The organism is Ideonella sp. (assembly GCF_044358605.1).
Taxonomy (GTDB): Bacteria; Pseudomonadota; Gammaproteobacteria; order Burkholderiales; family Burkholderiaceae_C; genus Ideonella.
Genome location: NZ_JBIKNQ010000040.1, coordinates 23,531 through 48,183 on the forward strand (window position 1 = coordinate 23,531; position 24,653 = coordinate 48,183).

Annotated in this window: 27 protein-coding genes; 21 read left to right on the forward strand and 6 right to left on the reverse strand. The window is 64.7% G+C overall.

Features of this window, described 5'->3' with window-relative positions:
- Positions 1–69 precede the first annotated feature (69 nt).
- The 7 genes from ACIQ3Q_RS14465 (at position 70) to ACIQ3Q_RS14495 (ending at position 8,005) form a co-directional block, all read left to right on the forward strand.
- Complete coding sequence (locus ACIQ3Q_RS14465; protein ID WP_396269838.1) at positions 70–675, forward strand: 2-hydroxychromene-2-carboxylate isomerase; 606 nt, start codon at positions 70–72, stop codon at positions 673–675.
- Entirely contained in the window at positions 672–1,853 is a 1,182-nt protein-coding gene (locus tag ACIQ3Q_RS14470) for a YbfB/YjiJ family MFS transporter (protein ID WP_396269839.1), read from the forward strand. Before ACIQ3Q_RS14465 ends, ACIQ3Q_RS14470 begins: the two co-directional genes overlap by 4 nt.
- A 66-nt stretch (positions 1,854–1,919) precedes the next feature.
- Complete coding sequence (locus ACIQ3Q_RS14475) at positions 1,920–2,849, forward strand: DUF3034 family protein (RefSeq protein ID WP_396269840.1); 930 nt, start codon at positions 1,920–1,922, stop codon at positions 2,847–2,849.
- Positions 2,846–3,394 carry a group 1 truncated hemoglobin gene (locus ACIQ3Q_RS14480; protein WP_396269841.1) on the forward strand — a complete coding sequence of 183 codons (549 nt, stop codon included), beginning with the start codon at positions 2,846–2,848 and terminating at the stop codon, positions 3,392–3,394. Before ACIQ3Q_RS14475 ends, ACIQ3Q_RS14480 begins: the two co-directional genes overlap by 4 nt.
- A gap of 96 nt (positions 3,395–3,490) precedes the next feature.
- Entirely contained in the window at positions 3,491–4,873 is a 1,383-nt protein-coding gene (locus ACIQ3Q_RS14485; protein WP_396269842.1) for a ribulose-bisphosphate carboxylase, read from the forward strand.
- 14 nt (positions 4,874–4,887) lie between these two features.
- Positions 4,888–5,688: a CbbQ/NirQ/NorQ/GpvN family protein gene (locus ACIQ3Q_RS14490; RefSeq protein ID WP_396269843.1), complete on the forward strand. Its 801-nt coding sequence runs from the start codon at positions 4,888–4,890 to the stop codon at positions 5,686–5,688.
- Between the two features lie 13 nt (positions 5,689–5,701).
- The gene (locus tag ACIQ3Q_RS14495) at positions 5,702–8,005 is read left to right on the forward strand and encodes a nitric oxide reductase activation protein NorD (RefSeq protein WP_396269844.1); all 2,304 of its coding nucleotides are present in this window, start codon (positions 5,702–5,704) and stop codon (positions 8,003–8,005) included.
- Between the two features lie 29 nt (positions 8,006–8,034).
- Here the strand turns inward: ACIQ3Q_RS14495 and ACIQ3Q_RS14500 are convergent, their stop codons facing one another.
- Positions 8,035–8,916 (reverse strand): SDR family oxidoreductase, encoded by an 882-nt coding sequence (locus ACIQ3Q_RS14500; RefSeq protein ID WP_396269845.1) that lies wholly within the window; start codon positions 8,914–8,916, stop codon positions 8,035–8,037.
- Positions 8,917–8,923: 7 nt separating this feature from the next.
- Entirely contained in the window at positions 8,924–9,814 is an 891-nt protein-coding gene (locus ACIQ3Q_RS14505; RefSeq protein ID WP_396269846.1) for a LysR family transcriptional regulator ArgP, read from the reverse strand.
- A gap of 81 nt (positions 9,815–9,895) precedes the next feature.
- Between ACIQ3Q_RS14505 and ACIQ3Q_RS14510 the strand changes: the two genes are divergently transcribed.
- Both ACIQ3Q_RS14510 and ACIQ3Q_RS14515 read left to right on the forward strand, forming a co-directional pair.
- On the forward strand, positions 9,896–10,525 hold the full coding sequence (locus ACIQ3Q_RS14510) for a LysE/ArgO family amino acid transporter (RefSeq protein WP_396269847.1): 630 nt from the start codon (positions 9,896–9,898) through the stop codon (positions 10,523–10,525).
- Between the two features lie 14 nt (positions 10,526–10,539).
- Positions 10,540–10,860 carry an antibiotic biosynthesis monooxygenase family protein gene (locus ACIQ3Q_RS14515; RefSeq protein ID WP_396269864.1) on the forward strand — a complete coding sequence of 107 codons (321 nt, stop codon included), beginning with the start codon at positions 10,540–10,542 and terminating at the stop codon, positions 10,858–10,860.
- Positions 10,861–10,887: 27 nt separating this feature from the next.
- Here ACIQ3Q_RS14515 and ACIQ3Q_RS14520 read toward each other — a convergent pair whose 3' ends face one another.
- Positions 10,888–11,838: a LysR substrate-binding domain-containing protein gene (locus tag ACIQ3Q_RS14520; protein ID WP_396269848.1), complete on the reverse strand. Its 951-nt coding sequence runs from the start codon at positions 11,836–11,838 to the stop codon at positions 10,888–10,890.
- A gap of 142 nt (positions 11,839–11,980) precedes the next feature.
- On the opposite strand from ACIQ3Q_RS14520, the gene ACIQ3Q_RS14525 reads away from it, so the two are divergent.
- The 9 genes from ACIQ3Q_RS14525 to ACIQ3Q_RS14565 all read left to right on the forward strand — a co-directional run bounded on the left by ACIQ3Q_RS14525 (position 11,981) and on the right by ACIQ3Q_RS14565 (position 20,425).
- Positions 11,981–13,072, forward strand: a complete 1,092-nt coding sequence (locus tag ACIQ3Q_RS14525) for a class 1 fructose-bisphosphatase (RefSeq protein WP_396269849.1) — start codon at positions 11,981–11,983, stop codon at positions 13,070–13,072.
- 64 nt (positions 13,073–13,136) lie between these two features.
- Positions 13,137–14,015, forward strand: coding sequence for a phosphoribulokinase (locus tag ACIQ3Q_RS14530; RefSeq protein WP_396269850.1), 879 nt, complete (start codon positions 13,137–13,139; stop codon positions 14,013–14,015).
- Positions 14,016–14,174: 159 nt separating this feature from the next.
- Complete coding sequence (gene tkt / locus ACIQ3Q_RS14535) at positions 14,175–16,232, forward strand: transketolase (protein WP_396269851.1); 2,058 nt, start codon at positions 14,175–14,177, stop codon at positions 16,230–16,232.
- Between the two features lie 14 nt (positions 16,233–16,246).
- Complete coding sequence (gph, locus tag ACIQ3Q_RS14540) at positions 16,247–16,960, forward strand: phosphoglycolate phosphatase (protein WP_396269852.1); 714 nt, start codon at positions 16,247–16,249, stop codon at positions 16,958–16,960.
- Positions 16,961–17,099: 139 nt separating this feature from the next.
- Positions 17,100–17,621, forward strand: a complete 522-nt coding sequence (locus ACIQ3Q_RS14545) for a cytochrome c (RefSeq protein ID WP_396269853.1) — start codon at positions 17,100–17,102, stop codon at positions 17,619–17,621.
- Positions 17,622–17,638: 17 nt separating this feature from the next.
- Positions 17,639–18,676 (forward strand): class II fructose-bisphosphate aldolase, encoded by a 1,038-nt coding sequence (fba, locus tag ACIQ3Q_RS14550; RefSeq protein WP_396269854.1) that lies wholly within the window; start codon positions 17,639–17,641, stop codon positions 18,674–18,676.
- A complete protein-coding gene (locus ACIQ3Q_RS14555; protein WP_396269855.1) occupies positions 18,669–19,403 on the forward strand; it encodes an HAD-IA family hydrolase in 735 nt (244 codons plus the stop codon). Before fba ends, ACIQ3Q_RS14555 begins: the two co-directional genes overlap by 8 nt.
- A 117-nt stretch (positions 19,404–19,520) precedes the next feature.
- On the forward strand, positions 19,521–19,838 hold the full coding sequence (locus ACIQ3Q_RS14560; RefSeq protein ID WP_396269856.1) for a c-type cytochrome: 318 nt from the start codon (positions 19,521–19,523) through the stop codon (positions 19,836–19,838).
- Positions 19,835–20,425, forward strand: a complete 591-nt coding sequence (locus tag ACIQ3Q_RS14565; protein WP_396269857.1) for a DUF3365 domain-containing protein — start codon at positions 19,835–19,837, stop codon at positions 20,423–20,425. The genes ACIQ3Q_RS14560 and ACIQ3Q_RS14565 overlap by 4 nt, the downstream gene beginning before the upstream one ends.
- A gap of 58 nt (positions 20,426–20,483) precedes the next feature.
- Here the strand turns inward: ACIQ3Q_RS14565 and ACIQ3Q_RS14570 are convergent, their stop codons facing one another.
- The 3 genes from ACIQ3Q_RS14570 to ACIQ3Q_RS14580 form a co-directional block, all read right to left on the reverse strand.
- Positions 20,484–20,987: a glycine zipper 2TM domain-containing protein gene (locus tag ACIQ3Q_RS14570; protein ID WP_396269858.1), complete on the reverse strand. Its 504-nt coding sequence runs from the start codon at positions 20,985–20,987 to the stop codon at positions 20,484–20,486.
- A 117-nt stretch (positions 20,988–21,104) separates the two neighbouring features.
- A complete protein-coding gene (locus tag ACIQ3Q_RS14575; protein ID WP_396269859.1) occupies positions 21,105–21,437 on the reverse strand; it encodes a hypothetical protein in 333 nt (110 codons plus the stop codon).
- Positions 21,438–21,439: 2 nt separating this feature from the next.
- Positions 21,440–21,844 (reverse strand): TlpA family protein disulfide reductase, encoded by a 405-nt coding sequence (locus ACIQ3Q_RS14580; protein ID WP_396269860.1) that lies wholly within the window; start codon positions 21,842–21,844, stop codon positions 21,440–21,442.
- Positions 21,845–22,102: 258 nt separating this feature from the next.
- Between ACIQ3Q_RS14580 and ACIQ3Q_RS14585 the strand changes: the two genes are divergently transcribed.
- The 3 genes from ACIQ3Q_RS14585 to ACIQ3Q_RS14595 all read left to right on the forward strand — a co-directional run.
- Positions 22,103–22,447 carry a c-type cytochrome gene (locus ACIQ3Q_RS14585; RefSeq protein WP_396269861.1) on the forward strand — a complete coding sequence of 115 codons (345 nt, stop codon included), beginning with the start codon at positions 22,103–22,105 and terminating at the stop codon, positions 22,445–22,447.
- Positions 22,448–22,456: 9 nt separating this feature from the next.
- Positions 22,457–23,737, forward strand: a complete 1,281-nt coding sequence (locus tag ACIQ3Q_RS14590; RefSeq protein ID WP_396269862.1) for an FCSD flavin-binding domain-containing protein — start codon at positions 22,457–22,459, stop codon at positions 23,735–23,737.
- 114 nt (positions 23,738–23,851) lie between these two features.
- Positions 23,852–24,653 (forward strand): YeeE/YedE thiosulfate transporter family protein (locus ACIQ3Q_RS14595; RefSeq protein WP_396269863.1); only part of this gene is annotated, 802 nt, incomplete at its 3' end.

The following is a 24,653-nucleotide window of genomic DNA, read 5'->3' on the forward strand; positions in this document are numbered from 1 at the left end:
GCTTTTCTAGGGGCATTCAGGGCAAGCCCGCTGGGCGGCCAGGCCCCGCTGCGTTTATCGTTGAGACCTATGAAATCCCCCATCGAGTTCTACTTCGATTTTTCGTCGCCCTATGCCTATGTGGCGCACGAGTGGATCGACGCGCTGGCGGCCCGCCACGGCCGCACTGTGCGTCGCCACGCGATTTTGCTGGGTGTGACCTTTGCCGCCGCCGAGCTGAAAAGCCCTGTGGCCTATCCGCTTAAGCGCGAATACTCGCTGCGTGACTTTGCCCGCTCGGCCCGCTATGAGCGCGTGCCCTTTGTGCAGCCCGAACCTTTTCCGATTGCCACGCAGAACGCCGCACGCATTTTCTGGTGGCTGCATGACACCCAGGGCGAGCCCGCCGCCGCCCAATGGGCGCGCAGCGCCTTCAGGGCCTACTTCACGCGGGGCGTCGCCCTCAACGATGCCACCGCCCTCAAGGCTTTGGTGCTCGAGTCGGGTCTTGATGCCCCGGCTGCCGAAGCCGCCTGGAATGACCCCGCTTGGAAGGAGCGCCTGCGCCAAGTCAACGAGCAGGCCATTCGCATCGGGGTTTTCGGTGCGCCCTTTTTCATCGTCGACGGCGAGCCCTTCTGGGGCAACGACCGCAAGGCGCAGATTGAACGTTTGTTGGCCGAAGGGCCGTTTTGAGCGGCGCTCGCGCACTGCACCCTTGGCAGGTCATCACCGGTGGCATTTGTGGCCTGGTGTTGACCATTGGCTTGGCGCGCTTTGCCTACACGCCGTTGCTGCCCGCCTTGCAGGCGCAAACAGGCCTGAGCGACGCAGCGGCGGGCGGCTTGGCGGCGGTCAATTACGCCGGCTATATGAGTGGCGCTTTGGCGGCCGCCTGGATCGACGACGCCCGCTGGCGCCACCGGCTCTACGGCGCGGGCTTGTGGATGGCGCTGTTGTGCACCGCCTTGATGGCCGTCTCGGCCTGGTGGCCGGCCTGGGCGCTGTGGCGCTATCTGGGGGGCTTGTGTGGCGCCACCGGCATGTTGCTGGGCTCGGGGCTGGTATTGGGCTGGCTGATGCGCCAAGGGCGGCGGCCTGAGCTGGGCGTGCACTTCATCGGCTTGGGGCTGGGCATTGTGGTGTCGGCCGTGGGCGCCTGGGCTTTGCAGCGCGTCTGGCCTTTGTGGTCCACCCAATGGCTGGCGCTGGCGGTGGTGGGCCTTGTCTTCTTTGCCCCGGCCTGGCTGTGGCGCCCGCCGGTGCCGCCGCCTGCGGCCACCGCGGCTGCGCAAGCCGCCGCGCCCACCGCGTCTAAGCGCTGGATGTGGACCATGGCTGGCAGCTACTTTGCAGCGGGCTGGGGCTTTGTGATCAGCGCCACGTTCACGGTGGCCATCGTCGAGCGCGAACCGGCCTTGGCGGGGCAAGGGCCGCTGGCCTGGGCGCTGGTGGGCTTGGCTGCCATGCCGGCGGTGTTTCTGTGGGACAGGGTGGCACGTCGGCTGGGTGACACGCGGGCTTTGCTGTTGGCCTTTGGGCTGCAGACGCTGTCGGTCATCTTGCCCGCGTTGTCGGGCTCCTTGGCAGCAGCGCTGCTGGGGGCGGTGGGTTATGGCGCCACGTTCATCGGCATCGTCAGCCTGACCTTGGCGCTGGTGGGGCGGCGCTCGCCCGCCAACCCTGGCAAAGCCATGGCTCGGCTGACCCTGAGCTATGGTGCGGCGCAGATCATCGCGCCCGCAGTCGCGGGTGCCATGGCCCAAGCCAGCGGCAGCTTTCGAGGTGCGTTGTGGTTGACGGCGGCCGTGATGGCGCTGGGCATGGCCATCTTGGCCACATTGCCTGAGGAAGCGCCCGCCCTTAAAGCCTGAAACAAGCGCCAAAGCGCCTGCCTTTTTGCGAGGCGGCGGGGGCGGTAGCTGCTCAGAATGGGCGGCATGATCTCCGCCCTGAAAACCAGCTTGATGGCCGTCTCAGCCTGTGCAGCATGGCTGTGTGCGTGGCCTGCCGCCTTGGCTCAAAGCCAACACGCTGACGGCCGCCACGGCAAGCTGCTGCTGACGGGCGGCGTCTCCAGTGTGGACGGTGCCGCCGGCGGCGGCCTCACGCCCTGGGCCTTGACTGGCACCTATGCCACCGAGGGCCAATGGGGCCTCTCGGCCTTCGTCACCCGGCTGCGCACGCAGGACTACGGTTTCTGGGGCGGTGGCCTCACCCTCAGTGGGGACGACCGCTGGGAGATCTCCCTCGCCCACCAGGACTTTGACACCGGTGCCACGGGCGCAGCCCTGGGCTTGCCCGGCCTGCACCTGAAGCAAGATGTGCTGTCCGGCAAGTGGCGGCTTGTCGGTGAGGCATTGCTGGACAGCGACAGCCTGTGGCCACAACTGGCGGTAGGCATGCAACTGCGGCGTCTAGACGCTGGGGGCTTGGCTCCCACGTTGGCGGCGCTGGGGGCTCGCACCCGCGACGCCGAGTTCACCTTGGGTGCGACCAAGCTGTTGCTAGGCCCCAGGGTGCTGGTCAATGGCACGCTGCGCTGGACCCGTGCCAACCAGAATGGTCTGCTTGGCTTTGGCAGTAGCAACAGCCCAGCACGCAGTCTGCAGCCCGAAGTCAGCGTGGCCTGGCTCTTGCGGCGCGACTTGGCCGTGGGCGCAGAGTACCGACGCATGCCTGACAAGCTCAACCCCTCGGCCTTGGGTGATGGCTTGGCGGCGGATGATTGGAAGGACTTTTTCGTCGCCTGGGCGCCTACTAAGACGGCCTCCTTGACCGTGGCCTGGGCCGACCTGGGCCGCGTCGTCCCGGCGGTGACCCCCAGGCCGCAGCGCGGCCTCTATCTCTCTGTGCAAGTCACGCCATGAGTCACACTGCCTCCCCCAAGTCGCCAGTACGCTGGTGGTCTCATCCGGCGGGTCAGGCGGTGGCGGCGGCCCTGCTGTCGGCCAGTGTGTTCGCCCTGACCTGGAGCCTGGCCACCCAGGCCCGCGCCGAAGAGCCCGACCCGGTATTGCCCGACCTGCGAGACACCTACCTGCCCCCCGTGCCTGCCGATGACGGCCTCTACCGCGCCCTGGGCGGGCAAGCCGGCATCGAGGCCTTGGTGGCGGTCTTTCACACGCGCTTGCTGGCGGATAGGCGCGTGGCGCCGTTCTTTGAAGGCTCTGACGCCCAGCGCTTCAAAACCGAGCTGGCCCTGGAGTTCTGCCAGGTCAGTGGCGGCCCTTGCAGCCGCCAGCGCAACCACCGCCGCCTGCACAGCGGCATGGACATCACCCGCGCCGACTTCAATGCCGTGGTCGAGGTTTTGCAGCACAGCTTGGATGTGCAGGGCGTGCCCTTTGGCGTGCAAAGCCGTTTGCTGGCCGTGCTGGCCCCCATGCACAGGGACATCGTCAACGCTCGTTAAGATTATTCTTAAGTGAAGAGTCAAAAAAGCTGACTTCACCTTATCCATCTGCCCTCCTAGGATGCCGTCCAACGCATCCCAAACCGGAGACGACAGATGGACCAATCGAACCGCTATGCCGACCTGAGCCTGAGTGAAAAGGCCTTGATCGACGGTGGCCGCCACATCTTGGTGGCCTACACCATGAAGCCCAAGGCCGGGCACGGTTATCTGGAGGCGGCCGCCCACTTTGCGGCCGAGTCGTCCACAGGCACGAACGTGGAGGTCAGCACCACCGACGAGTTCACCAAAGGCGTGGACGCCTTGGTCTACTACATCGACGAAGCCAGCGAGGACATGCGCATTGCCTATCCGCTGGACCTGTTCGACCGCAACATCACCGACGGTCGGATGATGATCGTCAGCTTCCTGACCCTGGTCATCGGCAACAACCAAGGCATGGGCGACATCCAGCATGCCAAGATGATCGACTTCTACATGCCGCCGCGCGCCATCCAGTTGTTCGATGGCCCAGCCAAAGACATCTCCGACCTCTGGCGTATCTTGGGGCGCCCCATCAAGGATGGTGGCTACATTGCCGGCACCATCATCAAGCCCAAGCTGGGCCTGCGGCCTGAACCCTTTGCCAAAGCGGCGTATGAGTTCTGGTTGGGGGGCGACTTCATCAAGAACGACGAGCCCCAAGGCAACCAAGTCTTCGCCCCCATGAAGAAGACCATCCCGCTGGTGGTGGACGCCATGCGCCGTGCCATGGACGAAACCGGCCAGGCCAAGCTCTTCTCGGCCAACATCACGGCGGACGACCACTATGAAATGGTGGCTCGCGGCGAGTACATCCTGGAGGCCTTTGGCCCCGATGCCGACAAAGTGGCCTTCTTGGTCGATGGCTATGTCGGTGGCCCGGGCATGGTCACCACCGCCCGCCGCACCTTCCCCCACCAATACCTGCACTACCACCGTGCCGGCCACGGCGCTGTCACCAGCCCCAGCGCCAAGCGCGGCTACAGCGCCTATGTGCTGGCCAAGATGTCGCGGCTGCAAGGCGCCAGCGGCATCCACGTGGGCACCATGGGCTTCGGCAAGATGGAAGGCGAGAGGGACGACCGCGCCATCGCCTACATCATCGAGCGCGACAGCTACCAGGGCCCCATCTACCCGCAAGAGTGGTTCGGCATGAAGCCGACCACCCCCATCATCTCGGGCGGCATGAATGCGCTGCGCCTGCCGGGCTTCTTCGAGAACCTCGGCCACGGCAATGTCATCAACACCGCCGGCGGCGGCAGCTACGGCCACATCGACAGCCCTGCAGCCGGTGCCACCAGCCTGCGCCAAGCCTATGAGTGCTGGAAGGCCAAGGCCGACCCGATTGAATGGGCCAAAGAGCACCGCGAATTTGCCCGCGCCTTTGACAGCTTCCCCAAGGATGCCGATGCCTTGTACCCGGGTTGGCGCGACAAGCTCTCCGGCGTCCACCGCTGACCTGAGGCCGGCCCATGGACCCGCTGCAGGATTGGCGCATCGCGCGCGAGCCCCACTTCCAAGCCCAAGCCGATGAAGTGGCCTTGTTCGAGGCGGCCTATGCCGCACGCCTGCCGGTGATGGTCAAAGGCCCCACCGGCTGCGGCAAGAGCCGCTTTGTGGAGTACATGGCCTGGCGGCTGCAGCGACCCTTGGTCACCGTGGCCTGCAATGAAGACATGACGGCGGCTGATCTCGTCGGGCGCTTCTTGCTGGAGCCCAGCGGCACCCGCTGGCAAGACGGACCGCTGGCCCTGGCCGCCCGCCACGGTGGCATCTGCTACCTGGATGAAGTGGTGGAGGCTAGGCAGGACACCACGGTGGTCATTCATGCGCTCACGGACCACCGGCGGCAACTGCCCTTGGACAAAAAGGGCGAGTTGATCCACGCCCACCCTGACTTTCAGTTGGTGATCTCTTACAACCCCGGTTACCAAAGCCTGATGAAGGACCTGAAGCCCTCGACCCGCCAGCGCTTCACGGCCTTTGATTTCGACTACCCGCCCGCGGAGGTCGAGGCGGAGATCCTGTGCACCGAGACGGGTATCGGCGTGGCGCAGGCCCATCAACTGATCGTGGTGGCCCAAGCGGCCCGGCGGCTGAAGGGCCATGGTTTGGTCGAGGGCATGTCCACACGCCTGCTGGTCAATGCCGGGCGATTGATGCAAGGCGGCGTGAGCATGCAGGCGGCGTGCCGGATGGCCATGGTCCGCCCGTTGACGGACGATGCAGACCTGCGCGACGCCTTGGAACATGCGGTCTTGGCCGTGATCTGAGCCTGGAGCGGCTGTGAACCCCCCTGTGCCGGCCCTTCGCTTAGAGGCCTTGCGCCAGCGCTTGGACTCGCGCTTTGCCGAGGTGCAGGCGGTCTTCGAGGACCATGTGACCCACGCGGTGCAATGCCTGCCCGCGAGTGACATCGACGCCTGGCTGGACTTCTGCGCAGGGCTGGGCCGCCTAGGGCGCGGCCCAGAGCCCTTGCTGGCGGGCATGGATGTCTTGCCGGCGCTGATGCAGCACCAAGGCTCGGCCCTCTTGCCCACGGTGGCCGACACCGTCGCCGTCTTGCAAAAGTCGCCCAACGGCCGGGCGATTGCTCCTTATCTGCAGAGCCTGCCGGGGGTGGCGCGGCGATGGCCTGGCCTCGCTGCATTGCAGGTCTATGGGCAATGGGTGCAGCGTTTGGTGCAGGCCACCAGTGTGTCCATCCATGGCCGTCATGCCACCGAACCCAGCCCCAGCTTGATCGACTTTTTAGAGCATGCGCCGCGTTTGCTGAGCCAAGTGCCCCTGGCGGGATTGGGGCGCTGGATGGAGGTCGGCATCCGCCTGCATGGCCGCCACCCGCAGCGACAGCGCGCCTACTTCAGCCTGCAGTCCGAGGACAGCCGTGCCGTGCTGCAGCGCGAGCGCCGTGGCCTGCTGCTGATGGATGTGCAAACCCGCCTGACCTTGGGCCTGCGCGCGCTGTGGGCGCTAGAGGCCCAGCTCGTGCCCATGCCTGTTGCGCTGCAAGAAGGGGCGGCCGAGGGGCCGCTCGCCGCAGCGCCCCTGCAGCCCTATATGGCGCAAGAGGGGGACTTGCTGGGCCTGCGTCTGCCCGAGGTGCTGGAGGATCAAGCGGGCGTGCCTGCCCTCCTGGCTTACCGCCTGATGTTGGCGCACCTGGCCCAGCACCGGCGAGCGTCCAGCCCTTTGGTCGCCGACAACTGGAGCCCCCTGCAGCGCTTGGCCGTGGAGTGCTTTGAAGATGCGCGCATGGACGCCTTGGTCATACGACAGGCCCCAGGGCTGCAAGACGCCATGCGCCGCCTACACCCGTGGCCCAGCCTAGACGGCATAGACGCCCAAGGGCAAAGCAGCTTGCGAGTGCGCCTGACGCGCTTGTCTCGCGCGCTGCTGTGGGGCGACTTGGAGGCGGATGCTGAGCAGGCCGGCTTCATCACCCGCTTTCAAGCGGCACTGGTACAGGGGAGCAGTTCCACCCGCGAGATGGCTGAGCTGGCCCTGGCCTGGGCGGCGCGCACGCGCCAGCAAAGCGATCAGCGTGCGGCCGTGTGCTTTGCCGACACCCACGTGCCTTGGCGCGATGACAACCGCCATCTCTGGACCTTCATCGAAGACGGTGATGAAGAAGATCAGCCCCAGCGCACACGGCCCCAGGCAGCACCACAGGAAGGGGGGCTGCCACCTCGCCATTACCCCGAGTGGGACCCGAGCAGCCAACAGATGCGGCCCGATTGGGCCTGCGTGTTCGATGGCCTGCAGCCCGCAGGTGATGCGACCCAGATCGACCGCTTGCTGGCCGAGCACGGCGCCACCAGCCGGCATCTGCAGCGCCTGCTCGATGCGCTCAAACCCCAGGACCGCCAGCGCCTGCGCCAGCAAGCGCAGGGCACGGAGTTGGATGTAGACGCGGCGCTGCGAGCCCTCATCAACGCCCGCGCCAGCGGCCAAGCAGTGGACGAGCGGGTCTACACCAGCCACCACCCCCAAGGGCGGGACATGGCCGTGCTCTTGCTGTTGGACCTGTCGGCCTCGGTCAACGATGCGGTGCCCGGCACCGAGGGGCAGACGGTGTTGTCGCTGACGCGCGTCGCCGTGGCCCTCTTGGCCCAAGCCATTCAAACCCTGGGCGATCAGTTGGCCATTGCTGGCTTTCACTCCAATACCCGCCATGAAGTGCGGTACTGGCACATCAAGGGCTTTGGCGAGCACTGGGAGCGTGACGCTCTGCCCAAGGCCCGCTTGGCCGGCGTGCAGGCGGCCTATTCAACCCGCATGGGCGCGGCGCTGCGCCATGCCGGGCATTTGCTGAGTGGCCGCAAGGCCGACAAGCGCCTGCTGTTGATACTGACCGACGGCCAGCCTGCGGACGTGGACAGCGATCACCCCATGGCGCTGATCGACGATGCCGCCCAGGCCGTGCGAGCCTTGCGCGACGAATGCGGCATCTACACCCACTGCGTCAGCGTGGACGCCAAAGCCGACGGCTATGTGCAGCGCATCTTCGGTGCGCGCTATTCCGTGATTGACCGAGTCGCGCAACTGCCGCAGCGACTGCCGGAGATCTTCATGGCCTTGACGCGCTGAAGCTCCGCTGGTTCAGCGAAGTGGGGCCTTCAGAGCGCCGCCCCTGAGCCGCCTGCCTGGCCGATTTGAGCACCGGTGCACCATGCCGTGCTGCGCGCCCACAAGGCCTGGGCCAAGGCCAGATCCTGGGCCACAGCGCTGGGCGGCTTCAAACGCTCGCGGTCGTAATACCCGCCGTGCTGTAGCTCGGCGCTGGGGGCGGTGGCGCACTTCAGCGTGCTGCGGGCGCCTTCTTGCGGGGTGATCATGCCCCACATCAGGCGCAGCAGTGGCCGCACCAGGGCAGGCACATGGCGCCAGACCTCGGTGGCGACGATGCCGGGGTGCACCACATAGCTCTCCACGCCGCTGCCCGCCAAGCGGCGCGCCAGCTCGGTGGCGAACAGCACGTTGGCCAGCTTAGAGACGTTGTACTCGGGCACGCCGGTCAGGCTGGCTGTGGGCCGCTGCAGCGCCTCCCAATCGAGGCCATTGGCCCGAAAGTGCATCTTGCTGGCCACGGTGATGACCCGCGCCGGGGCTGAAGCCTGCAAGCAAGGCAGCAGGGCTTGGGCCAGCGCAAAGTGGCCCAGGTGGTTGACGCCAAACGCCATCTCAAAGCCCGAGGCGCTGCGGCCGCGCTGGCCCGCCAGCCCGGCGTTCAAGATCAAAGTGTGCAAGGGCCAGCCCAGGTCCAAAAAGGCTTGGGCACAAGCGGCCACCGAGGTCAAATCGCCCAGGTCCAGCTCCAGCCAGAGGGCTTGCGGTGATGCGGGCAGCGCGGCGATCTCGTCGAGCACGGGCTGGTGTTTGCTGGCACTGCGGCCTGCCAGCACCACGCGGTGGCCGGCACGGGCCAGCTCAAGGGCGGTGACACGGCCAATGCCGCTGGAGGCGCCGGTGATCAGGGTCACGGGTGAAGAGGTGTTCATGGGGTGATCATGACAGTTGTTGGGCCGCATGGCGCTGCACGCAGGCGCTGAGATCGTCCAGCACGGGCACCTCCAGGGTGACCACCTGCCAATACAGCGGCACATCCAGCGGCTTGTCGGGCAGCAGCTCCACCAAGGCGCCGCTGGCCAGCAAAGGCGCCACCAAGGGCAGCGGGTTCATGCCCCAGCCCATGTCGGCCAGGGCGGCGCGCACAAAGGCGTCTGAGGACGGCAGGCGGTGGGCGGGCAAGGGCAGGGGGCGGCGCAGCAGGCGCTTGACCCAGCGCTCTTGCAGGCGATCATCTTGGTTGAACACCAGCGAAGGCGCCACGCTCAGCGCCTCGGCACTGACCCCGCGCGCGAACCAACGCGCCATGAAGCGCGGGCTGGCCGTGGCCACATAGCGCAGCGCACCCAAGCGGCGGCTGCGGCAGCCCGGCACGGCCTGGGCTTGCGAGGTGACGGCCGCCAGCACCTGCCCGCGCCGCAAGCCCTCGGCGGTTTGGTCTTGGTCGGCCACGGTCACATCCAGCCAGGCGCTGCCCGCCTGGGCTAACTCGGCCAGCGCGGGCAGGAACCAAGTCGCCAAGCTGTCGGCATTGACGGCAATGCGCAAGCTGCTGCGGGCCGTGCTGGCGCTGGCAGTGGCGGGCATCTGCCGCCGCAGCTCATCTTCCAGCAGGCCCACGATGTCGGCATGGCGGCAGAGCTGGGCACCGGCCTCGGTGGCGCTGCAGGGCTGGCCGCGCAGCACCAGGGCCGTGCCCAGGCGGTCTTCCAGCAAGCGCACGCGCTGCGACACGGCCGACGGGGTGATGTGCAGGCGCTGCGCGGCACGCTCGAAGCTGCCCTCACGTACCACCGTGGCCACGGTCAAAAGGAGGTGGGTGTCAATCATAGTCAGATGAAAATGGCTTCATCAACCTTAGCAGATTTCATTCGAGTTCAGCACGATCGCGGCGACACTGAGGCCATGTTGATGTTGAACGACTCCACCTGGCCCGTGCTGCTCACGGGCTTCACCCTCAGCGCTTCGCTCATCGTGGCGATTGGTGCGCAGAACACCTTGGTGCTTCAACAGGGCATCAAGCGCGAGCATGTCGGCGCGGTGGTGGCCACCTGTGCGGCGCTGGATGTGGTGCTGATGACCCTGGGCGTCAGCGGCCTGGCCGCCAGCCTGGGCCAGCATCCGGCCGCCCTGCAGGCCCTGGCCTTGGGCGGCGCGCTGCTGCTGGCCTGGTATGCGCTGTCGGCCTTTCGGCGCATGGGCCAGGCCGAGGCGCTGCGGGCCGACGCGAGCACCGCCACCCGCCCGGTGGGGGCGGTGCTGGCCCAGACCTTGACGCTGAGCCTGCTGAACCCCCATGTCTATCTGGATACCGTGGTGCTGGTGGGGGCGGTGGGGGCGCGCCAGCCGCCCGGCACGCAGGCGGCGTTTTTGCTGGGGGCGGGCGGCGCCAGCGTGTTGTGGTTTGTGCTCTTGGGTTATGGTGCGCGGGCCTTGGCGCCGCTGTTTGCCAAGCCGCTGGCCTGGCGGGTGCTGGACGGTGTGGTCGGCCTGACCATGAGCGTGCTGGCCATCAGCCTGGCGCGTCAAGCGCTTCAATGACCACCCATGTGACGATGTACACCACCACCTTCACCTTTCTGCCCGGCGACTACGACGAGACCTTCCACGCCCTGGATGAGCGCATCGCCCAAGCGGCCCGCGCGCTGCCCGGCTACATCGGCGAAGAGAGCTGGACCTCCACCACCACAGGCCAAATCTGCAACGTCTATTACTGGCGCGACGAGGCCGCCATCCAGGCCTTGATGGCCCTGCCCGAACACCGCGAGGCCAAGGCCTTGCAGGCGCGCTGGCTCAAGGGCTACCAGGTGGTGATTGCCGAGGTGCTGCGCCACCATGGGGATGGGCGCTTGGCGCACCCGCTGACGGGCCTGTGAGTGGCCGCAGGCCTGCCAAGGCCCACTTCAACCCTCTGTTTCTCCACTCAGCTTCAGCCAGGGCGCATCATGCGCCGCCAGGTACTTTTCCCCCTCTTCAAGGATGAAGTAGCGAAAGGCCTCGGCGGCGGGGGAGAGCACCCGGCTTTGCAGATGCACCACATTCCACAGCCGCATCACCGGCGTGTCTTCAACGTTGACGATCTCCAGCTCGCGCGTCTTCAGCTCTAACCCCAAGGTGTGCAGGCTCAGAAAGCTCAAGCCCATGCCGGCCATCACGGCTTGCTTGATGGTCTCGTTGCTGGGCATTTCCATGGCAATGCGCGGCTCAACCCGGTGGTTTTGGAAGAAGCGGTCCATCAGGGCGCGGGTGCCTGAGGCCGCCTCACGCACGATCAGCGGAAAGGCTGCCAAGGCCGACACCGGCGGGTGGCCGCTGCGAAAGATGGGGTGGCCGGGCGGTGCCACAAATACATGCGGGTTGGCGGCAAAGGGCTCCGAACGCGCGGCCAGCTCGAGCGGCGGGCGGCCCATGATGGCCAAGTCCACCTCGCCGTTCACCAAGTGCGTGACCAACTGCTCGCGGTTGGCGCTGACGGTGAGCTTGACCTCCACGCCCGGGTGCTCTTGCCGGAAGTTCACCAAGAGGCGCGGCACAAAGTACTTGGCCGTGCTGACCAGGCCCACGGTCAACAAGCCGGTCTCCAGCTTGCGAAAGCGGGCCATGGCGTCGTTCGCGTCTTTGAGCGTGGCCAGCAGGCGCTTGGCATAGACCAAGAAGTACTCACCGGCGGTGGTCAGTGCCACTTTGCGGCCTTGGCGGTCAAACAGCGGCAGCTCAATTGCCCCTTCCAACTCCTTGATCTGCATGGTCACGGCTGGGGGCGTGAGGTGCAGGCTTTCGGCCGCCCGCACAAAGCTCAGGTGGCGCGCCACTTCGGTGAAGACGCGGAGCTGGCGGAAGGTGACGGTCTTCATTGATTAAGTTTCTCTGAATCAAAAGCCAAAGATCAATGAATTTACCTTAAACGACGTCGTCTCTACATTGCGTCATCGGCCCTGCCGGCCCCTGCCTGCACTGGGTGCCCCCGCCTGTCAGAACAATGAGGAGACCTCCCCCATGCCTTTGTCCAACCGGTCCACGCTGACCCAGTATCTGATTGAGCAGCGACGCCGCTTCCCAGGGGCCAGTGGCGAGCTCAATGCGCTGCTGCTGGATGTCTCACTGGCCTGCAAAGCCATTGCCCGTGCGGTGGCCTTCGGGGAGTTGGGCGGCAGCAGCGGCGATGTGGAGCTGGCGGGCGGCGCCATCAATGTGCAGGGCGAGGTGCAGAAGAAGTTGGACGTGCTCTCCAATCAAGTGTTCATTCGCCGCAATGAGTGGTCGGGCCACTTGGCGGGGCTGGCCTCTGAGGAGATGGCCGAGCCCTATCAGATTCCGGCCAGCTACCCGCGCGGCAAGTACCTGCTGGTGTTTGACCCGCTGGATGGCTCGTCCAACATCGACGTGAATGTGTCGGTGGGCAGCATCTTCTCCATCTTGCGGGCGCCCCCAGAGGTTATTCAAAGCGGGCGCGATGTGAGCGAGGCGGACTTTCTGCAGCCAGGCGCCGCCCAGGTGGCTGCAGGCTATGCGCTGTACGGCCCCACCACCATGTTGATGCTGAGCGTGGGCAACGGCGTGGTGGGCTTTACCTTGGACCCGAACCTGGGCGAGTTCATGCTGACCCATCCGGACGTGCAGGTGCCTGAAGACACCCGCGAGTTCGCCATCAACGCCAGCAACAGCCGCTTTTGGGAAGCGCCCATCAAGCGCTATGTGGACGAGTGCTTGGCCGGCGCCACCGGCCCGCGCGGCAAAGACTTCAATATGCGCTGGATCGCCTCCATGGTGGCCGAGGCCCACCGCATCCTGATGCGCGGTGGGGTGTTCATGTACCCGAGAGACACCAAAGACCCGAGCAAGCCGGGCCGTCTGCGCCTGCTGTATGAAGCCAACCCTGTCGGCTTCTTGATGGAGCAGGCCGGTGGCCGCGCCTCCACCGGCCGCCAGCCGGTGCTGGGCGTCAAGCCCACCGAGCTGCACCAGCGCATCGGCCTGGTGTTTGGCTCCAAGAACGAGGTCGAGCGCATCGAGCGCTACCACCAGCAGCCGGCACCGCGCGACGAGGTCGTACCGCTGTTCACCGAGCGCAGCCTGTTCAGAGACTGACCGCTTTTCGCCGCCTTGCCGAGTGCAGGGTGAGGCCGCCGCATTGCCATTTTGGAGACGCCCCATGTCTGAGAAACACCCCATCATCGCCATCACCGGTTCGTCCGGCGCGGGCACCTCGTCGGTGACCCGCACCTTTGAGAACATCTTTCGCCGCGAGAAGGTCAGCGCCGCCATCATCGAGGGCGACAGCTTCCATCGCTATGACCGCCTGGAGATGCGCAAGCGCCAGGCCGAGGCCGAGAAAGCGGGTGACAAGAACTTCAGCCACTTTGGGCCAGAGAACAACCTCTTCCCTGAGTTGGAGCAACTGTTTCGCAGCTATGGCGAGTGTGGCAACGGCCAGCGCCGCAAATACCTGCACGACCCAGGCGAGGCTGCGCCCTACCAACAAGACCCCGGCACCTTCACGCCCTGGGAGGCGCTGCCCGAGCAGACGGACCTCTTGTTTTACGAAGGTCTGCATGGGGGTGTCGTCACGCCCGAGGTGAACATTGCGCGCCACCCCGACTTGCTGACCGGCGTGGTGCCGGTCATCAATCTGGAGTGGATCCAGAAGCTCTACCGCGACAAGAACGTGCGCGGCTACAGCGCCGAAGCCGTGACGGACACCATCCTGCGCCGCATGCCCGACTACGTGAACTACATCTGCCCGCAGTTTGCGCACACGCATGTCAACTTCCAGCGCGTGCCGGTGGTGGACACCTCCAACCCGTTTATCTCGCGTGACATCCCCAGTGCCGACGAAAGCCTGTGCGTGATCCGTTTTGCCAACCCCAAGGGCATCGACTTCCCCTATCTGCTGAACATGATCAACGACAGCTTCATGTCCCGTGCCAACACCGTGGTGGTGCCAGGCGGCAAGATGGAGCTGGCCATGCAGCTCATCTTCACGCCCTTCATCTGGCGAATGATGGAGCGCAAGAAACGCGCGATGAATTGACCCCCCCGAAGCGGCTACGCCGCTCCCCCAGGGGGCGCCACCAGTGGCCCGGCAAAGCCGGTTCCACAGTGGCCGCTTGACGCGACGCCTGCGGTCACGCGGGAGGCCTCTTCAGTGTGACGGCGTCACTTCGCTTATCGGCAAAACCAGGAGCCACCAATGGCATCAACTTCTTCTGACCGGGTGGTTCGCCCGGATAACGGCCAACGTCACCCCCTGGCCAACGCCCTGCGCGCCTTGGCCATGGACGCGGTCCAGCAGGCCAACTCCGGCCACCCCGGCGCACCCATGGGCATGGCCGAGATGGCCGAGGCGCTGTGGACGCGCCACCTCAAGCACAACCCCAGCAACCCGCAGTGGTGGGACCGCGACCGCTTTGTGCTGAGCAACGGCCATGCGTCCATGCTCTTGTATGCCTTGCTGCACCTGACCGGCTACGACCTGCCCATGTCTGAGCTGCAGCGCTTTCGCCAGCGCGGCAGCCGCACCCCAGGCCACCCGGAAGTTGGCCACACCCCCGGGGTTGAAACCACCACCGGACCGCTGGGCCAAGGCTTGACCAATGCCGTGGGCATGGCGCTGGCCGAGAAGCTCTTGGCCGACGAGTTCAACCGCCCGGGCCACATCGTGGTGGACCACCGCACCTGGGTCTTCATGGGCGACGGCTGCCTCATGGAAGGTATCAGCCAAGAAGCCATCTCCTTGGCCGGGGCCTGGCGCTTAAGCAAGCTCTGTGTGCTGTATGACGACAACGGCATCAGCATTGATGGCGGCGTCACGCCCTGGTTTGCAGACGACACAGCCGCTCGTTTCACCGCCTGCGGCTGGCAGGTCATCGGCCCTGTGGATGGGCATGATGTGGCCGCGCTGGATGCAGCCTTGCAGCAGGCCCGCGCACACACCGCCCAGCCCACGCTGGTGATTTGCCGCACCACCATTGGCAAGGGCAGCCCTGCCCGCGAGGGCACGGCCAAGGCGCATGGTGAGCCCTTGGGCGGCGCAGAAGTTGACGCCACCAAGGCCGCCTTGGAGTGGACGGCGGCACCGTTTGCGGTGCCTGCCGACATCGCGGCGGCTTGGAATGCGCGCCAAGCAGGTGAGTGTGCTGAAGTGCAGTGGCAGCAGCGCTGGACAGCCTATGCGCAGGCGTTTCCCCAAGAGGCGGTAGAGCTGGCACGCCGCATGTCGGGGCAACTGCCCAAGGGCTTCGAGGCGGATTGGCTCGCTCAGCTGGCAGCGGTGCAGCAGCGGGCGCAAACGGTGGCATCGCGCAAGGCGTCTCACAACGCCATTGCGGTGCTGGCGCAACGCTTGCCCGAGCTGCTGGGCGGCTCAGCCGACCTGACGGGCTCCAACCTGACCGATTGGCCCGGTGCGCAAGCGCTGCGGGGCGGGGAGCCGGGTGGGCGCTACATCAACTACGGCGTGCGCGAGTTCGGCATGGCCGCCATCATGAATGGCGTGGCCCTGCACGGCGGCTTGATCCCTTTCGGCGGCACCTTCCTGACTTTCAGCGACTACAGCCGCAACGCCCTGCGCATGGCGGCCCTGATGCACCAGCGGGTCATCCATGTGTTCACGCACGACAGCATTGGTTTGGGCGAAGACGGCCCGACCCACCAGCCCGTTGAGCATGCGGCTTCATTGCGGCTGATCCCGCACTTGGACGTGTGGCGCCCGGGCGATGAGTGCGAGACCTTTGCTGCCTGGGGCATGGCATTGAGCCAATCGGACCGCCCTTCATCGCTGCTCTTGTCGCGCCAGAACCTGGCAGCCCAGCCGCGCACGCCTGAGCAGGTGCTGGACATCCGGCGTGGGGGCTATGTATTGAGCGACCGCCCCGAGCCCCAAGCGGTGATCATTGCCACCGGCTCTGAGCTGGCGCTGGCCATGCAGGCGCAAGCCCTGTTGGACACGCAAGGCTTGGCCGTGCGGGTGGTCTCCATGCCGTCGACCTCGGTGTTCGACCGCCAATCTGCCGACTACCAGCGCAGCGTGTTGATGAGCGAGCGGCCCCGGGTGGCGGTGGAGGCGGGTGTGACGCGCTTATGGGCCGCGTATGGCTGCTGCGCCAGCGTGGGCCTGGACCACTTTGGAGAGTCGGCCCCAGGGCCTGAACTGCTGAAGGCCTATGGCTTCACGCCCGAGCATGTGGCGCAGGTGGTGAGTGCGGCCGTGGCCCGCGCGCAAGCCCGGCCCCTGTCTACCCTTGGATGAATGGAGAGCAACACATGCGCTACAGCGTGATCACGTTTGACTTGGACGGCACCTTGGTGGACACCGCGGCAGAGATTGCCGAGGCGGCCAACCGCACTTTGGTGGAATGCGGCCTGCCACGCCAGCCGGTGGAGGTGGTAAAGCAGTTCATTGGTGCCGGCACGCGGCAGATGATGCAGGGCCTGCTGGCCCATGTGCTGCGGCAGTTTCCAAACCACCAGCTCAAGCTCAACGAGACGGAGATGCTGAACCGGTTGGACCATCACTACAGTTGCACCGCAGGCATGGACCCGCAGCCCTATCCAGGCTGTGTCGAAAGTCTTCAGCGCCTGCGTGCGTCGGGTGTGCGTCTGGCCTGCCTGACCAACAAGGAGCATCGCTTTGCGACCAAGGTCTTGCACGCGGCGGGGCTCTCTTCCTTGTTTGAGCTTGTGATTGGGGGCGACTCTTTGCCGCAGCGCAAGCCCAACCCGCAACCTGTGCTTCACATCCTCCATGTGTTGGGTGGCGAGGTACAGCGCGCTGCCCATGTCGGCGATTCGCGCACCGATGTGCAGACCGCGAAGGCGGCGGGTGTGGCGGCCTGGGCGGTGCCCTGGGGCTACAACGCCGGTGAGCCCATCGAAGCGACCCAGCCCGAGCGCATCTTCATGAGCCTGCCGGAGCTGGCTGAGCATGTGGTGCAGGCCAACCAAGCGCATGCCTCGGCCACGCTGGTGAGAGCCTGATTCCATGTTCAAGTCACCCGTGTCGTTGTGGCTTCGCGCCTAAGCACGAATGAGGGTGAAGTGGAACGAGCTGTGATGCAGCGCACGGCCTTTGGGCCTGAGCTTTGCATACTCGCCGCTTTTAAAACTGGAGAGTGTGATGCGTTCAAAAGCCTTGGTGATCGGTATGTTGGGTGCGACGGTGCTCTGCTCATGGGCCTTGGCCCAGCAGGAGGGCGCACATCACGGTCACCATGCCAGCAGCGAAACCCGTGCGGCTGCGGCAGTGCCCAAGGCCAAGCCGTCCAGCCGGGAGGTGGTGTCCGTCAACCGGGATGAGTATGACCATGTGCTGGGCGATATGAACCAGATGTTGGCCACCTTGGGACAGATCAACCAAGCGCTGTCTCAGCAGGACATGGCGACCGTGCGCAAGCTGGCCGACGCGCTGCGGCCTCAGCACACCATGCAGAGCCAAGACCCGGCCTCCGTGAGCTTCCATGCCAAGTTGCCCAGCCGCTGGCGAGAGTTTGGTAGGCCCATGCACCAGGGCTTCGCGCGCATGGCCGATCAGGCGGCTCGCCCCGACGTCACCGTCGCCCAAATACAGGCCTTGATGGCGCAGACCACGCAGTACTGCGTGGCTTGCCACAGTACTTACCGTTTACATCTCAACCCCTGAATCATGAGGACTCTTCGATGGCCTTGATTGCCCTGCGACAACTGTTGGATCACGCCGCCCAACACAGCTATGGCGTGCCCGCTTTCAATGTCAACAACCTGGAGCAGATCCAGGCCATCATGCAGGCCGCTCAGGCCACCGACAGTCCCGTGATCCTGCAGGCCAGTGCGGGGGCGCGCAAGTACGCCGGCGAAGCCTATCTGCGCCACATGGTGCTGGCCGCGATCGAGACCCATCCAGACATTCCCGTGTGCTTGCATCAAGACCACGGTGCGTCTGCGGCCGTCTGCATTCAATCCATCCGCTCCGGCTTCTCCAGCGTGATGATGGACGGCTCCTTGTTGGAAGACGCCAAGACGCCTGCCAGCTATGACTACAACGTCGCGGTGACGGCTGATGTCTGCCGAATTGCGCACGCGGTGGGCGTCTCTGTTGAAGGCGAACTGGGCTGCCTCGGTTCGCTGGAAACCGGCGAGGCTGGCGAGGAGGATGGCGTGGGGGCTGCGGGCAAGCTCAGCCATGACCAGATGCTGACCGACCCCACGGAAGCAAAGGACTTTGTGGCCCGCACAGGCGTAGATGCCTTGGCCATTGCCATTGGCACCAGTCACGGCGCCTACAAGTTCACCCGGCCGCCCACCGGCGAGGTGCTGGCCATAGACCGCATTGCGCAGATCCATGCGGCCATTCCCAACACGCACTTGGTGATGCATGGCAGCTCCAGCGTGCCGCAAGAGTGGCTGGCCATCATTCGTCAGTACGGCGGCGATATCAAAGAGACCTATGGTGTGCCCGTTGAAGAGATCGTTCGTGGCATTGCCAACGGCGTGCGCAAAGTCAACATTGACACCGACATTCGCCTGGCCATGACGGGGGCGATGCGCCAACTGTTCGCCCAGCAAACGGCCGAGTTTGATCCGCGCAAAGCCTGGGCTGCCGCCACCAAGGCCGCCCAAGGACTCTGCCAGCAGTGCTTTGAGGCCTTTGGCTGCGCGGGCCATGCCACCCGCTTGAAGCCCTTGCCGCTGGATGCCATGGTCAAGCGCTATGTCTGAGTGGCAGTGCTTGTTGTGGGACGTCGACGGCACCATCGCTGAGACAGAACGCGATGGGCACCGCGTGGCATTCAATCTGGCCTTTGCACAAGCCGGGCTGGATTGGGGTTGGGACGAGCGGCGCTATGGGAAGTTGCTGCACATCACGGGGGGGCGGGAGCGCTTGCTGCACTTCATGCAAGGGCGCGACGATGTGCCGCGCGATCCGGTTGCGCAAGAGGAGTTGGCGGCCCGCCTGCATCAGCTCAAGAACCAGCACTATGCGGCCGTGGTGAATGAGGGCTTGATCCCTGCCCGCCCCGGTGTACTGAACCTGATACGCGAGGCCCGCGCGGCGGGTGTGCGCCAGGGCATAGCCACCACCACCAGCCGCAGCAATGTGCAGGCTTTGCTGGGGCGGCTCTTGGGCGCTGATTGGCGCTCTTGGTTTGAGGTGGTCGTGTGCGGAGAGGACACCCAGCGCAAGAAGCCCGACCCGGAGGTGTATCTGAAGGCCTTGCAGTCCCTCGGTCTTGAAGCCGACCAAGCGGTAGCCATAGAGGACTCTAGCCCCGGCGTGGCGGCAGCTCTCGCCGCAGGACTCCAGGTTTGGTGGCGCCCCAGTGTCTACTTTCCTTCCCTGGGCAGCGATCACTTGGCCAGCCCAAAGGTGGCCTCTTGGGCCGCTCTGCCGCCTGGGCGGTGTCGAGCCGCCAGGGTTTGGTCAGCCTGCCGCACAGATGAGTAAAAATCAGTAGATCAGTGGCCGCTCAACTTTTATATCATTAATAATGAATATAAGACCTTGAAGACAAGGTCGAGCGGGCTCAGCGTCTGGGCTGTAGGTAGTTTCAGGAGATCAATGATGAAGAATGTCAAGCAAGCCGCCGCTGTGTTGGCACTGGCCTTGGTGGGTGTGCCCGCCGCTTACGCCAACCTCGACCTGGCCAAGAAGAACGCTTGCATGGCCTGCCATGCCGTGGACAAAAAGCTGGTGGGCCCGAGCTACCAAGAGGTGGCCAAGAAGTACACGGGCGACAAAGATGCCGTGGCCAAGCTGACGGAGAGCATCAAGAAGGGTGGCAGCGGCAAATGGGGCCCCGTGCCCATGCCCGCACAAGCAGCGCTGTCTGACGCTGATGCCAAGACCTTGGCGGCTTGGGTGGCTGGCGGCGCCAAGTGAAGCAAAGCTGGCTGACGGCACTTGGCCTGACGCTGGTGGCGGCCGCAGCAGGTGCGGCCGATTTCACCGCACAAGACTTGGAGCGGCTGAAACTGGACACCCGCCAAAAGGCCATGCCGGTGCTGCCGCAAGTGGTGGGCATGGCCACCGCTGAAGTGCAGCAGCGAGGTGCGGCGCAGGCCATCCCAGTCTGCAAAGAGAAAGCGCCCCAGGCCTTGCAGCGCAAGGCTGAAGAGACAGGGTGGCGCCTCAGCCGCGTCAGCCTCAAGACCCGCAACCCCGAGCGAGGCCGCCCAGATGCCTGGGAAGCGCGGCACTTGGCGGAGTTCAACATCCGTTCAGCGCAGGGCGAAAAGCCCGAGGCGCTGGAAGTCGGTGAGGTCGTGACCGACGGCCAGGGCAAACAGGAGTTCCGCTATCTGCGGGCCATTCCGGTGGGCCCGTTTTGCGTGCAGTGCCATGGCGTGGGTGAGCAAGTCGCGCAAGATTTGCGCGCTAGCTTGGCCCGCGACTATCCTCACGATCAAGCCTTGGGCTATAGCGTCGGGCAGATTCGCGGTGCTTTGTCGGTCAGGCGACCGCTTTAAGTGGCCAGACAGACCCGTCAACAAAAAGGGGGCCCAGGCCCCCTTTTTTGCCTGTCGCTCAGCGCGGCGTATAGACCGGTGCAGAGGCCCCCGCCATGGGCGGCGTGCCTGCCGGGGCGCGGGTGACGCGCACTTTGCCGCCGGTCGTGACGATGATGACTTGCTCGCCGGGCTGCAGGGTTTCTGTGCCCTTGGCCTGCACGATGGCACGGCGATCTCCGTTTTTGAGCTGTACCAGCATCTCAATCGCTTCTTCTTGAGTGCCCGCTCGCTCGATGGCGTTGCCTACAACGGCACCCGCCACTGCACCCAGAACGCCAACGACGACGGATTCGCGCTTGCCACCGACCGATGAGCCGGCCACGCCACCGATCACGCCACCAGCGACGCCACCGATGCCGCTTTGCGAGCCTTCGACTTTGACGGGACGGCTGGAGAGCAACACGCCATCTTGAATGGTGGACATGCGCTGCGCGTCTTCACGCTTGATGACGTCGGGGCTGGTGGTGGAGCAAGCGGCCAAGCTGGCCAGCATCATCAGGCTGAGGGCAATCTTCTTCATAGCTTCTTCCTTGGATCAAGAGCGATCATGGGCTGTCGAACGCCCGCAGGCGCTACGCCGTTGACCGGCGATGGCGCCAGTATGGCCTTAGTTCGGTAAAGAAGCGTGTCGGGGGGGTCAAGGTTTGGCCGTGAAGCGGTAGAAGTCTCGGTTGAGCACCGCGGCAACAGCTGTGACTTCCTCTGGAAAAAACTGCAGGTTCAACTGATTGGCACACAGGTCCACCATGCCGCGAAGGGCGCCGGGCGTGTTGATCTTGCCCTTGGGGTTGTAGATGTCGTCACCGGGGCCATTCATGTGGCGGCCGTGGCAGCCGGCACAGTTGTGGGTCTTGATCAGGCTTTCACCCAGTTTCAGGTCGGCACCCACAAACAGAGGTGGGGTCTGTGCCTGAGCGGTGGACATCAGCATGCAGCCAAGCCAAAACAGCAGGGGGTGTACTTTTGCCATGGTCAAGCTCCTGTGGTGACCCAGCGGGCCAAGCCGAGGATGTCGCTCTCTGACATTTCCCCGGGAATGCGTTCCAAGAATCGGCCGCTGGGCGCAATGACTGCGGTGAAGGGGATGACCCGGCGTGCCGTGACCTTTTCTCGCAGGGCTTGGGCACCCGGTGTGATGGCAAATCTCAGGCGCTGAGTGTCGCGGTAGCGGCGCAGCGCATCTCCGTCGCTGTCCAGTGCAGCCCCCAGGACCCTCAGGCTTGAGGTTTGCAGAGCCAGCGCGCTCAGGCGCTGATTGTGGCGACGGCAATAGGGGCAGTCGATGCTGAAAAACACCAGCACGGTCGGGCTGGCGCCGAGTTGTTCCGCGTTCAGAGAGGGGGCATCCAACAAGGCCAAAGATGCAGGCCATGTCATCATTTCAGATGTTGCGCTTGGCGTGGCCTGAGTCTCACCCAGGCGGCTCAGCCCACCCAACAGCGCGGCGCAACTCAGCGCCCACGCTCTCCGGTGCAATGGCTTCGGGCTGTGACATTGGTGGGGCATGGGCTGGGTCCAAGGAAATTGGTGAATGTCGTGCCACTAGGGATAACACTGCATCAGCATTCAGTGATATTTAGCCACACTTCGGGGTGTCGATACAAGCACCCTGCCCACTCGCGAAAGATTCCCATGATGAGAACACCCACATCCTCTGGCGCAGTGCGCCGACTATGGTTTCCGACTTTGGCACTGGCATTGTCAGCGCTGACGTCGGGCGGGGCGCTGGCCGCAGACACCAATGTGCTCAGAACGCGTGCCTTGGCCGCTACTTGCGCCCAATGCCACGGCACCGAGGGCGTGGCTGTGGAAGGGCAAGCAATGGTTCGTTTGGCGGGCTTGCCAGAGGACTACATCCTCAGCCAGTTGATGGCCTTTCGCAATGGCCAGCGTCAGGCCACCATCATGCACCAGATCACCAAGGGCTATTCGCAAGAGCAGTTGGAAACCCTGGCCAAGTATTTCGGCGCCAAGAAGTAAGGACGGACCATGATGCAACGTAGAACGCTTTTGGCCGGTCTGGCTGCCGGTGGGGCTTTGGGCCTGACGGCTTGTGCGGGCAGGGCCGGTGGGGACCCTGGCCGTGCCAAGGTCTTGGTGGTGGGCGGTGGCTATGGGGGGGCCACGGTGTCCAAGTACATCCGCCTGTTGTCAGACTACAGCATCGACGTGATGATGGTGGAGCCCAACAAGGCTTTTGTGTCCTGCCCGATCTCTAACTTGGTGATCGCCGGCATGAGGACCATGAAGGACATCACCACGCCTTACGATGGGCTGAGCAGCAAGCACGGTGTGCGCGTGGTGCATGACACCGTGACTCGCATTGACCCCGCCAAGAAGGTGGCCCTCTTGGCCAGTGGTGGCGAGGTGCGCTACGACAAGTTGGTGATGTCCCCCGGCATTGATTTCATGTGGGATCAAACTGAAGGCTTGAAGGCCGCCCATGAAGCCGGGCAGATTCTGCATGCCTGGAAGGCTGGCCCTGAGACCATGGCTCTGCAAAAGCAGTTGCAAGACATGCGCGATGGCGGTGTCTATGCCATCACCATTCCCGAGGCGCCGTACCGCTGCCCTCCTGGACCCTATGAGCGTGCCAGCGTGGTGGCCGACTATTTCAAAAAGCATAAGCCCAAGTCCAAAGTGTTGATCTTGGACGGCAACCAAGACGTGACTTCCAAAGGCCCCTTGTTCAAGAAGGCCTGGAAAGAGCTGTACGGCGACATGGTGGAGTACCGGCCGCAGCACAAGGCGGTGGCGGTGGACGGCAAGACCCGCACGGTCAAGTTCGACGTGCAAGATGACGTCAAGGCAGACGTGCTGAATGTGCTGCCCGTGATGCGGGCCGGGGCTATTGCCGTCAACACCGGCTTGGCCAATGCCAATGGCCGCTGGTGCCATACCAACTTCCTGAACTTCGAGTCCACGGCGGCCAAAGACATCCATGTGCTGGGTGACTCCATCCAGGTCGCGCAAGGCATGCCCAAGTCGGGGCATATGGCCAACTCCCACGCCAAGGTCACGGCAGCGGCCATCGTGGCTGAGCTGAAGGGCTGGGAGATCGACCCCCACCCCATGCTGACCAACGTCTGCATGAGCTATGTCGACGCCACCCACGTCATCCACGTGGCCAGCGTGCATGAGTATCAGGCGCCCAAGAAGAGCTTCTTCACCATCGGTGGCTCTGGCGGTGTCTCCGATGTGCGCTCTGACTTGGAAGGCCGCTACGCCGAAGCCTGGGCAGCCAATATTTGGTCTGACACGCTCAAGTAATGAACCACCATCAGGCGCAGGCGGCAAGGCCGCTGCGCCTGATGTAGGTCAAGACCCGCCCGGCGTCTCAGTGACACCATTCGTCCATACGAATGGAAAGAAAGAGCCACTGCCATGGGACTGGAATCACTGATGAGCCGCTGGGGGGAGATGTGGACCATCACCCTCACGGGTGGCCTGATAGGGCTGCTGTTTGGCTTTTTTGCGCACCGTTCACGCTTTTGCTTGCGGTCGGCAGCGATTGAGTTTTCGCGCGGCACCCGGGAGGGCAAGCTCACTGTCTGGCTGTTCGCCTTTGCCACGGCGGTGTTGCTCACCCAAATCTTTATTTTGATGGGCTGGTTGGATGTCCGCGAGGCACGCCAGCTCTCTGCGCGCGGCAGTCTTTCCGGGGCGATCGTCGGCGGGGCGATGTTTGGCGCAGGCATGATCCTGGCGCGCGGCTGCTCTAGCCGCTTGTTGGTTTTGGCGGCGCAAGGCAATCTGCGCGCGCTGCTGTCGGGCCTGGTGTTTGCCGTGACGGCCCAAGCGGCCCTGACCGGCATGCTCTCCCCGGTGCGTCAGACCATTGCAGGCTGGTGGACGGTGGAGGGCGGGACGGCCCGCGACCTCATCGCGCTGACCGGCATTGGCCATGTGGGCGGCGCCATTTTTGGCGCCATATGGCTGGCCGCCGCACTGTGGTGGGCCAAGCGCCAAGGTGTGCGCTTTTGGGGCTGGTTTGGCGCGGTTGGCGTGGGCGCCATGGTGGCCGTGGCCTGGCTCTTGACCTATCAAGAGAGCCGCCTTGCCTTTGACACCATCATCCCCATCCAAGCCTTGTCGTTCACCGGTCCGTCGGCAGATGTGCTGATGCTGGTGCTCTCGCCCCCCGGTCAGCCGCTCAAGTTTGACCTTGGGCTGGTGCCTGGCGTGT